At 69.3% G+C, this 10,014-nt stretch carries 6 protein-coding genes and 1 tRNA gene; 3 read left to right on the top strand and 4 right to left on the bottom strand.

What is annotated here, in order from left to right:
• Positions 1-394: 394 nt before the first annotated feature.
• Genes FJY73_13005 through FJY73_12995 form a run of 3 tightly spaced genes read left to right on the top strand, consistent with a single transcriptional unit; the run spans position 395 to position 6,095 of the window.
• Entirely contained in the window at positions 395-1,696 is a 1,302-nt protein-coding gene (locus FJY73_13005) for a TolC family protein (GenBank protein MBM3321575.1), read from the top strand.
• A gap of 37 nt (positions 1,697-1,733) precedes the next feature.
• Entirely contained in the window at positions 1,734-2,948 is a 1,215-nt protein-coding gene (locus FJY73_13000) for an efflux RND transporter periplasmic adaptor subunit (GenBank protein MBM3321574.1), read from the top strand.
• Positions 2,949-2,951: 3 nt separating this feature from the next.
• Positions 2,952-6,095: an efflux RND transporter permease subunit gene (locus FJY73_12995; GenBank protein ID MBM3321573.1), complete on the top strand. Its 3,144-nt coding sequence runs from the start codon at positions 2,952-2,954 to the stop codon at positions 6,093-6,095.
• A 51-nt stretch (positions 6,096-6,146) separates the two neighbouring features.
• Here the strand turns inward: FJY73_12995 and FJY73_12990 are convergent.
• From FJY73_12990 to FJY73_12975, 4 genes are all read right to left on the bottom strand, one after another.
• A tRNA-Gly gene (locus tag FJY73_12990) sits at positions 6,147-6,222 on the bottom strand.
• Positions 6,223-6,462: 240 nt separating this feature from the next.
• Positions 6,463-7,179 carry a hypothetical protein gene (locus FJY73_12985; protein MBM3321572.1) on the bottom strand — a complete coding sequence of 239 codons (717 nt, stop codon included), beginning with the start codon at positions 7,177-7,179 and terminating at the stop codon, positions 6,463-6,465.
• Positions 7,180-7,456: 277 nt separating this feature from the next.
• Positions 7,457-8,392: a tRNA (adenosine(37)-N6)-dimethylallyltransferase MiaA gene (gene miaA / locus FJY73_12980; GenBank protein MBM3321571.1), complete on the bottom strand. Its 936-nt coding sequence runs from the start codon at positions 8,390-8,392 to the stop codon at positions 7,457-7,459.
• The coding region (locus FJY73_12975; protein ID MBM3321570.1) for a DNA mismatch repair endonuclease MutL at positions 8,389-10,014 on the bottom strand (1,626 nt) is incomplete at its 5' end. The genes miaA and FJY73_12975, both read right to left, overlap by 4 nt.

The following is a 10,014-nucleotide window of genomic DNA, read 5'->3' as shown; positions in this document are numbered from 1 at the left end:
CACTTCTCCGCATGAGATGGAACGCGCGCCTACCGGCGCTCGCGCTTCTCGCGGCGCTGTTCGCTCTCTGGTCCCTTCCCCTCGTCTTCTGTGCGGAGGCGTGCGAGGACGAACACGGAGACGAGGGCGACTCTTGCCCTTGCCTCTGCCACTCCTCGCTCGCTCTTCCGCCTGCGGTTGTCTCCTTCGCGGAGCCTTCGGCGCTCCGCCCCCCTTCCCCGCCGGTCGAGCCCTCGGTCCTGTTGAGGGACGAACGCGCGCCTCGGCCCCCAACCGCCTGATCGTCTCGGACATCCGCCTCCCGTGAACGCGGGTCCGCCCGCGCGGCGTTCCTGCGTCCGGGCGTTCCGTTCGTTTCTTCTCCGCCGAGGGCGGAGGGAGTCGAGGAGGGTCGATGGGTCGGAGACGAGCCCTGGTTTCGGCGCTCTGCCTCGCGGCCGCGTGGGGTCTCTGCTCGCGGCCGGAGGCGGCCGAAACCGCTCAATCGTTGACGTTTGAAGAAATCTGGCGCCGGATCGTCGCGCGGAACCCCGGTCTTTGGGCGGCGGAGCGCGCGGTCGATGCGGCCGAGGATCGGTCGGAGCAGGCGGGCGCGCGCCCGAACCCGGAGATCGAGTGGGAAGCCGAGGGGTTCGGCGGCGAAGAAGAGCGCGCCGGTTGGAGCGGCGCGGAGACCACCCTCCGGATCGCGCAGACGATCGAGATCGGCGGGAAGCGCGGGGCGCGCGCCGCGGTGGCGGCGGCCGAGAGGGAGGCCGCGCGCGCGGACCGGGAGGAGGTCCGCCTCGACCTCTGGTTTCGCGCGGTCGATGCGTTCGTCGGGGTGTGGGGGGCGGAGGAGCACGCGGCGCTCGCCGAAGCGAACGCCCGCCTCCTCGCAGCGATTCACGAGGCGGCCGGACGGAGGGTCGCCGCCGGGGATGTCCCTCCTCTCGACGAAACGCGCGCGAAGGTCGAGCGCGTCCTCGCGGAGACCGCCCGGAACGCCGCGGAGCGCGAGCGGGAAGCGTCGCGCCGCGCGCTCGCCGCTCTCTTCGGCGAGCCCGACGCGTCGCTCGGGCGCGTTGAGGGGGACTTCGAGCACCCGATCGATCCGGCCGATTTCGCCCTCTCGCTCGACGGGGGCGCGCGAAGCCCGGAGCTTCTCCGCCTCGAGCGGGAGAGGGAAGGAATCGCGGCCGCGCTCCGACGCGAGAAGGCGTCGCGTTTCCCCGACCTCACGGTTGCCGGCGGACTTCGGCGCGAGGAAGAGAGCGGCGAGCGCTCGTTCGTCGCGGGCCTCTCCCTCCCCCTCCCCCTCTTCGATCGGAACTCCGCGGCGGTCCGCGCGGCGGCGAGCGATCTCGCCCGCGCGGAGAGCGAGCGAGAGGCGGCGGCGCTCGATCTCGAGGCGCGCCTCGCGCATCTTCTCGCCGGGGCGCGGAACGCGCACGACGAGGCCGCCGTCCTTCGCGAGATCGCACTCCCCGCCGCCGAAGAGGCGCTCGAGGCGGCGCGGATCGGCTACGAGCACGGAAAGCTCGGGTATCTCGATCTCGTCGAGGCGGAGCGCTCGTTCGTCGATCTCCGAGCGCGGCTCACCGACGGGCTCGTCCGCTATCACATCACCGTCGCGGAGATCGCGCGCGCCGTCGGCGAGACATCGATCTCCGCGTGTTCCATCGAACCCGCCGCCCCGGGAGACTCGGGGCGATGACCGGGCGAAACGGCGCGGCGCGCGGGAAGGAGAAATCATGAACACGATCCGCCTTGTTCTCTTGGCGATGAGCCTCGCGCTCGTGACCGGGTGCGGGAAGCCGGCCGATTCGACGCCGTCGAACCCGGATGCGCGGACGGCCGCCGCGTTCGATTCGGGGCGGCCCTACTGCGGAGAGCACGACCTCTACGAGGACGAATGCGGCATCTGTCACCCCGAGCGGGCCAGTGCGCTCGCGCCTGGCGAGGGCCTCAAGATCCGGTTCGCCTCCGCCGAATCCTGCGAGCAAGCGGGGATCGCGTCCGCTCCGCCCGAGGTCCGGCCGATGCGGGACGGCGTCGAGTGTTATGCCACGATCGAGTTCAACGGGAACCTTCTCGCCGAGATCGTCGCGCCGGTCGCGGGCGTTCTCCGGGAGGTCGAAGCGGACCTTGGCGACCGCGTCGCGCGCGGCCGGGTTCTCGCTGCGCTCGGGTCGGCCGAGTTCGCCGAAGCCGCGGCGAACGCGCGCCTCGCCGAGCAGACGCTCGCGCGCGAACGAACGCTCCGCGCGAGCGGGGTCAGCTCCGAGAAGGAGCTTCAGGAAGCGGAGGCAGCCTACCTCGCCGCCGCTCGGAGGCTCGAAGCGCTCGGTCTCGACGAACCGTCCTCGGACGGCGCCCTTCTCGCCGTGCGCGCGCCGTTCGCAGGCGAGATCGTCGCGAGAAGCGCGGTGCGCGGCGCGCGGGTCGAAGCGGGGAAGCCGCTCTTCACGCTGGCGGACCGCTCGACGATGTGGGCCGAGATCCACATCCCCGAGAAGCACCTCGCTCGTGTTCGCCTGGGGCAGGAAGTCGAGATCACTCTCGAGGCGGTGCCCGAGCGCGTTTTCACCGGCGCGCTCGTGTGGATCGCCGCGGAAGTGGACGATCGGACGCGGATGGCGCGCGCTCGGGCCGAGATCGCGGATCCGGACGGTTTGCTCCGCGCGCGGATGTTCGCCCGCGCCCGCGTTCTCGCCGGCGGCGCGGATCCGGTCGTGGCCGTGCCGCGAGAGGCCGTTCAGTGGATCGACGGGCGGCCGTTCGTCTTCGTGAAGAGCGAAGAGGATCTCCTCGAGGCGCGCTCCGTCCGTCTCGGCGCGGCCGAGGACGGCCTCGTGGCGGTCGCCGAGGGCCTCGGCGCGGAGGAGCCGGTGGTCGTCCAAGGCGCGTTCCTCGCGAAGTCGCAGCTCCTCCTCTCGCGGCTCGGCGCGGGCTGCGTGGAGGACTAGAGCATGCTCGGCCGCATCATCGACTTCTCGCTTCGCAACCGGCTCTTGGTTTGTCTTCTCGCGGGGGCGTGGATCCTCGTCGGCGTCCGCGCGCTCCTCCGGCTTCCCATCGATGCGTTCCCCGACACGACGCCGGTGCAGGTGCAGATCAACACGGTCGCCCCGGCCCTGAACCCGACGGAGGTGGAGGCACAGATCACGCTCCCGATCGAGCTCACGATCAACGGTCTTCCGGGCCTCGTTCACGTCCGCTCCCAGTCGAAGACCGGTCTCTCGCACGTGGTGGCGACGTTCGCCGACGGCACGCCGATCGTAGAGGCCCGGCAGCTGGTGAGCGAACGCGTGCAGAGCGTCCTGCTCCCGGACGGCGTCGACCGGCCGCAGCTCGGCCCGATCTCGAGCGGTCTCGGCGAGGTGTTCCACTACGTCGTTCGCTCCGACGACCCGAACCGCTCGTTGATCGAGATCCGCGAGCTGCACGACTGGGTGATCAAGCCGGAGCTTCGCAAGGCGGCCGGCGTGGCCGAGGTGAACGCGTGGGGCGGGTTCGAGAAGCAATACCACGTCGTCGTCCAACCCGAGAAGCTCGTCAAACACGGGCTCACGTTCCGTGATCTCGTGGAGACGCTCGAGGCGAACAACCGGAACGTGGGCGGCGGCGTGATCACCCGAGGAGGCGAGGCCCTCACAGTCCGCGGCGTCGGGCTCGCCCCCGGCGTCGAGGAGATCGGCGATCTCGTCGTCGCCGCCGAAGAGGGGGCGCCGGTGCGCGTGCGCGACGTGGCCGATGTCCGGATCGGGCACGAGATCCGGCGCGGGGCGGTCTCCGCCGACGGCAAGGGCGAGGTGGTCCTCGGGCTCGGCTTCATGCTGATGGGCGAGAACAGCCGCGACGTGACACGCGGGCTCCGGGCCGCGCTCGCCGAGGCAGAGAAGGCGTTGCCGCCCGACGTGCGGGCCGAGGTCGTGTACGACCGCACCGAGCTCGTGGACCAGGTCATCCGAACGGTTCGCCACAACCTGACGGCCGGCGCGCTCCTCGTGATCGCGATCTTGTTCGCGTTTCTCGGAAGCCTGCGGGCCGGCCTCATCGTCGCCGCCGCCATCCCGATGTCGATGCTCTTCGCCGGGCACTTCATGCTTCAAGCGGGGATCGCGGCTAGCCTCCTCAGCCTCGGAGCGATCGATTTCGGGGTGATCGTGGACAGCTCGGTGATCATGATCGAGAACTGCCAGCGCCACGTCTCGCGCCGGAAGAACAAACCGTGGCTCGATACGATCCGCGACGCCGCTCTCGAGGTGCGCAGGCCGACGATGTTCGGCGAGCTGATCATCCTCATCGTGTTCCTTCCGATCCTGACGCTCGAGGGGATCGAGGGGAAGATGTTCCGGCCGATGGCGCTCACGATGGTCTTCGCGCTCGCCGGCTCGTTGATCGTGTCGCTGACGCTGATGCCGGTGGGGGCGAGCCTCTTCCTCTCGCGCGCGGAAGGGTCGGAGCGCGGCGGCGGGCCTTCGGGCCGGTGGTCGCTTCTCCGGCGGTTCCTCGGAGGGAGCGCCCGGACGGAACCGTGGATCGTGCGGGCGGCGCACCGAGCGTACGCGCCGGCGCTGGGCTACGCCTTGCGCTTTCGAGGCCGGACGCTGGCGGGGGCGGCGGCGTTGGTCGCGGTCGCCGCTCTCGGCGCGCTCCGTTTGGGCGGGGAGTTTCTGCCCCGGCTCGGCGAGGGGGCGATCGCGATCAACACCGTGCGGCTCGCGGGGGTGTCGGTGGAGAGCGCGATGGAATACAACCGCCGCATCGAGAACCGGCTCCTCGAGGAGTTCCCCGACGAGATCGAGAGGGTCTGGTCGCGGCTCGGCACCGCGGAGGTCGCCACCGACCCGATGGGGATCGAGCTCACCGACATCTTCCTCGCGCTCACGCCGCGCGGGGAATGGACGAGGGCGCGCACACAAGCGGAGCTCGTTCAGCGGATGGACGAGGTCCTCGGCGAGCTCCCCGGCATGAGCTTCGTCTTCAGCCAACCGATCGAGATGCGCATGAACGAGATGATCGCCGGCATTCGGTCCGACATCGGGATCAAGGTGTACGGGGACGATCTCGACGTCTTGACGAGGATCTCGGACGAGGTTCAGCGCGTGCTCGTCGGGATTCGCGGCGCCGCCGACGTGGCGGGCGAACCGATCACCGGGCAGCCGATGCTGGAGGTGAAGGTCGATCCGGAAGCCGCGGGGCGGTTCGGTCTCTCGGCGCGCGAGGTTCTCGAAACGGTGGAAGCGGTGGCGGGCGTGCGCGCGGGCGAGATCCGCGAAGGGGAGCGGCGCTTCCCGCTCGTCGTCCGTTTGCCCGACGGGCCGCGCACCGACCCGGACGCGCTCGCCGGCACGTGGATCCCCGCCGCGAGCGGTGCGGTGGTGCCGCTCGAGCGCGTCGCCCATATCCACGAGACCGAGGGGCCGACGACGATCCCGCGCGAGTGGGGGCGTCGCCGGACCGCCGTTCAATGCAACGTGCGAGACCGCGATGTCGGCGGCTTCGTCGCCGAGGCGAAGAGGCGAATCGCCGACGGGGTGCGGTTGCCGGAAGGCTACTCGCTCGAGTGGGGCGGCCAGTTCGAGAACATGCAGCGGGCGAACCGCCGGCTCCTCTTCGTCGTGCCGCTCACGCTCGGGCTCATCTTCACGCTTCTCTACTTCAGCCTGGGACGCGCGCGCGACGTCGGGATCGTCGCCACCGGCATTCCGCTCGGGGCGGTCGGCGGCGTCGCGGCGCTGGCGCTCCGCGGCATGCCGTTCACCGTGAGCGCCGCGATCGGCTTCATCGCGCTCTCGGGCGTCGCGATGCTGAACGGCCTCGTGCTGGTCACGTTCATCAAGCAGCGTCTTCGCGCGGGGGATGCGCTCGAAACGGCCGTGCGCGAGGCGTGTCGGGTGAGGCTCCGCCCGGTGCTCATGACCGCGTGCGTGGCGGCGGTCGGCTTCCTCCCGATGGCCTTCAACACCGGCGTCGGCGCCGAAGTGCAGCGCCCTCTCGCCACAGTGGTGATCGGCGGCATCCTGAGCGACACCCTCCTCACGCTTCTCGTGCTCCCCGCGCTCTACGCGCGATGGGGAGGCGGAACCGACGCGCGCGGCGTTTCTTGACGCATAAAAAAACCGACGTGCGGAGAGAGAGGACTCCTCGCGGAGAAAAGATGGAGCGGGCAACGGGGGTCGAACCCGCGACCCTCAGCTTGGGAAGCTGATGCTCTGCCAACTGAGCTATGCCCGCTCGCGAGCCGTTCGCTCGATGGATAACACGGCGGAACGGGGAAGTCAAGAGCGGGGAGCGGCGGGTGTTCCCTTTCTGGGGGCCTGAAGGTTGTGTGGAGCGCGGCGGCGTGCGACCGCCTCCGGGGACCGACCGGGCGAATCGCCAGCCCGTCCGCGGAGGGCTCGGGAGACTTCCGGTCACTCGCAGGACCCCGGGAAGGACGGGCAGGCGACGCAAAGACCCCGGCTCGCGGCGGTGCTACCGAAAGAGCGTCTTGATCGCCCCCCACGATGCCGGCTCGATCGACGTCTCCTCGCAGGAGAACGTCGCGTCCATAAGAATGTTCACGAAGCCCAAGCCGTCGAGCAAAGGCTCGGGGGGATCGTACGGGTCGTACCAGTTCCCGTAGTAGACAGTATGCTGCTCGGACGGGACCGGAGCGCACCCCACCTGCTGGTTCTTGGCGTTGTTGTCGGTAATCAAGAACGGGTACCCGCCCCAGTCCGGCATCGCCGTCAACGCAACAAGATCGCTCTCCGTCGCGCCGAGCCCAGGATAGTAGTTCCACCGCTCGACCGGATCCTGATGACTCAACGATCCAAGAGGATCTCCAATCTTGTAGAACAAAGAGTTCACCGCATACATTCGATAGGTCACGGTGTAGTTGTAGCCTGGCAGTGTGTACCGCCAGTACCACCAGAATCCCGCGTTCGTGCATGGAGTTCCCGGAGTCTTCCCGCATTCCGACGGCAAGTCGAACACTACACCCGCCTCTTCCGCATAGCCCCAAGACCAAACCCACACCCAGCCTGAGCAGGTGTTGTAGTACGCGACCGAGCAGGCGTCGAGACGAAGAGACTCTCCTCCGTGTGGAACGACCTCATCCCGGATCTCCTGAAAAGGAATACGAGGCTCGGCCGAAGCGGCGCCGGCAAGAATCAAAACAACGAGGATCGCCGTGATTCGCGCGCCCACGATGGGACCCGTTACCGACCGGAAGCCACCGGCCGGGTGGGAATGCTCTCTGAATTCCTTTCTCATTGAAGCACCTCCGGGGGAATCGGTGGTGTACCGTTTCGCCATTCGTGGCAATTGGAGGACACCCTGCCCATTTCGCCCGACCCGCGATCGGAACAAGCCGCGAATCGTCCCGAAATCCGCATCGTGTCCCCAGAAAACCCCCGAGTGATCTGGTCTCAGTATAGCCGCGACCGAAACGACCGTCCACCGAGGCGCTCCGCGCCTGGAACCGTCACGACCCGCTCGTTCGACCTTCGCCGAACCACGACGCGATCCGCGCGGCCGCTTCTTCCGCTCCCCCCTCTTCGGTCGGATCGAACCAACGCACGTCCTCGGATCGAAACCAGGTCATCTGGCGCTTGGCGAGGCGGCGGGTCTCGCGCTTCGCCCGCAGGGTCGCCTCCTCGAGGCTCATCGTGCCGCGAAGGTGCGCGAGCAGTTCCCGGTATCCGGGCGAGCGGAAGCAGGGAAGATCCGGATCGAATCCGCTCGCGAGAAGTTCGCGCACCTCCTCGAGGAACCCCGAGGCGATCATCCGATCGAAGCGCTCGTCGATCCGGCGAAAGAGAACCGTTCGGGGCGGATCGAGCCCGGCGAGACGATGGTCGTGGCGCACTCCGCGCGCGCGGCGGTGCTGCTCGCTCCTCGTCTCTCCCGACGCGAGGTAGATCTCGAGGGCGCGCGCGATGCGGACCTCGTCGTTCGGGTGGATCGCAACGGCCGACTCCGGATCGACGCGCGCAAGCTCCACGTGAAGCGCGCGGCTCCCCTCCCGCTCGAACCGCGCGCGGAGCTCGGCGCGAATCTCCGGGCGGCGGCCGACCCGAACGTCGAGACCCCGGAGAAGCGCGCGGATGTACAGCCCGGTCCCCCCCACGACGATCGGGAGACGGCCGCGCGCGCACACCTCGGCGAGCACACGCTCCGCTTCGCGCACATAGCGGCCCGCGTGGAACGTCTCGTCCGGTTCGGCGAGATCGAGAAGATGATGCGCCGCGCGGGCGCGCTCCTCCGCCGACGGCTTCGCGGTCCCGATGTCGAGCCTTCGGTACACCTGCCGCGCGTCCGCGGAGAGGATCTCGCCGTCGAGACGCTCGGCGAGAAGAATCCCGACCTCGGTCTTTCCCGAGGCGGTCGGACCCACGAGGGCGAGGATCGGATCGTTCATGTGCGAAGAAACCGCCGCGCGAGCTCCTCGGAGGAGACGGTGAGGAAGGTCGGGCGTCCGTGCGGGCAGCGGAGCGGCTCGTGGCAGGCGCGAAGCCGCCGGAGAAGGGCGCTCCTCTCCTCCGGCGCGAGCGGATCCCCCGCGCGGACGGCGCCGTGGCATGCGACCGACGCGGCGACGCGCTTCTCGCGCGGCTCGTCCGAGCGCTCCGTCTCGCCGAGCGACTCGAGGAAGTCGATGAGGAAGCGCCTCGGTTCGCTTGTCCGAAGCCCGGGCGGCGTCCCCTCGAGAAGAAGCCCCCGCGGTCCGGCCGGGTGGACGAGAAAGCCGGCCGCCTCGATCGTTTCGCAGTTCTCCTCCGCGATCCGAACGAGGTCGGGATCCGCCTCGACCGTCTCCGGAAAGAGGAGGCGCTGCGACTCGCCCGATCTTCGCTCGATCCGCGCGAGAGTCTCCTCGAAGAGAATCCGCTCGTGGACGGTGTGCTGATCCGCGATCAGGATCCCCTCGGGCGCGGCGGTCACGAGAAACGTGTTCCCGATCTGATGGACGCGCGAGAGATCGGCGCGCGCAAGCCATCCTTCCCCCTCGGCTTCCGCCGGCTCCGATTCCACGGCGCGCGAATCGGGATGGTACGTCCAACTCCCCTCGCGCGCGGGGGGAAGATCGAGCGGACGCGGTTCGCCCCGACTCTCCCCCGTTCGCGGCGTCTCCGGTTTCTCCTTCCACAAGCGGGGAAGGCTCGATTCCGATCGAAGGGCGCGCCCGACCGCCGCCTGCACCGCGGCGAAGACGGTCCGCTCCGGCGAGAAGCGAACCTCCCTCTTCGTGGGGTGGATGTTCACGTCGACGAACTCCGGATCGATCGTGAGGGAGAGGACGTACGCCGGATGTCGTCCTCTCGGGAGCGCCCCCTGATACGCAGCGGCGACCGCTTGATGAAGCAAGGCCTGCTGCACCGGCCGGCGGTTCACGTGGAAGAACTGATAATCCCGCGTCCCGCGCGCGGCGTCGATCTTCGACACGAACCCGAAGACGACCGGTCCGTGCTCCTTCCCCTCGGCGAGGACGAGCTCGTCCGCGAAGGGGCGCCCGAAGAGGCGCGCGAGGCGAAGACGGAGGTCCTCGCCGGCGGGGAGATGAAAGACCTCCTCGCCGTCCCGAAGGTAGCGGAAGGCGACGTCCCTCTCGGAGAGCGCCTGCGCGATCACCGCTCTCCGGATCCTCTTCTCCTCGGTCGGTTCGCTCTTCAAAAATTTACGTCTCGCCGGGGTGTTGAAGAAGAGGTTGCGGACGGCGATCGTGGTCCCGCGCGCCCGGGCGGCTTTCTCTTCGCGGATCAAACGTCCGGCGCGAAGAACGAGGCGAGTGCCCTCCCCCCCTTCGGGAGCGGTGAGGAGCTCGACCTCCGCCACCGAGGCGATGCTCGGGAGCGCCTCGCCCCGAAAACCGAACGTGGCGACACGGAGGATGTCGTCGGCGTCCCGGATCTTGCTCGTCGCGTGGCGCGCGAAGGCGAGGCGCGCGTCCTCGGCGTCCATTCCGGCGCCGTCGTCGGAGACCTCGATGAGAGCGCCGCCCCCCTCCTCCACGCGGACCTCGATCGCCCCCGCGTCCGCATC

The organism is Candidatus Eisenbacteria bacterium (assembly GCA_016867715.1).
In the GTDB taxonomy this organism is placed as follows: domain Bacteria; phylum Orphanbacterota; class Orphanbacteria; order Orphanbacterales; family Orphanbacteraceae; genus VGIW01.
The sequence above is the reverse complement of the archived record's forward strand: the minus strand, read 5'-3'. Positions and strand labels throughout refer to the sequence as shown.

Bases quoted from the DNA above. Each gene is read 5' to 3' on its own strand.
- FJY73_13005 (MBM3321575.1), top strand. From the start codon at position 395: ATGGGTCGGAGACGAGCCCTGGTTTCGGCGCTCTGCCTCGCGGCCGCG.
- FJY73_13000 (MBM3321574.1), top strand. From the start codon at position 1,734: ATGAACACGATCCGCCTTGTTCTCTTGGCGATGAGCCTCGCGCTCGTG.
- FJY73_12995 (MBM3321573.1), top strand. From the start codon at position 2,952: ATGCTCGGCCGCATCATCGACTTCTCGCTTCGCAACCGGCTCTTGGTT.
- miaA (MBM3321571.1), bottom strand. From the start codon at position 8,392: ATGAACGATCCGATCCTCGCCCTCGTGGGTCCGACCGCCTCGGGAAAG.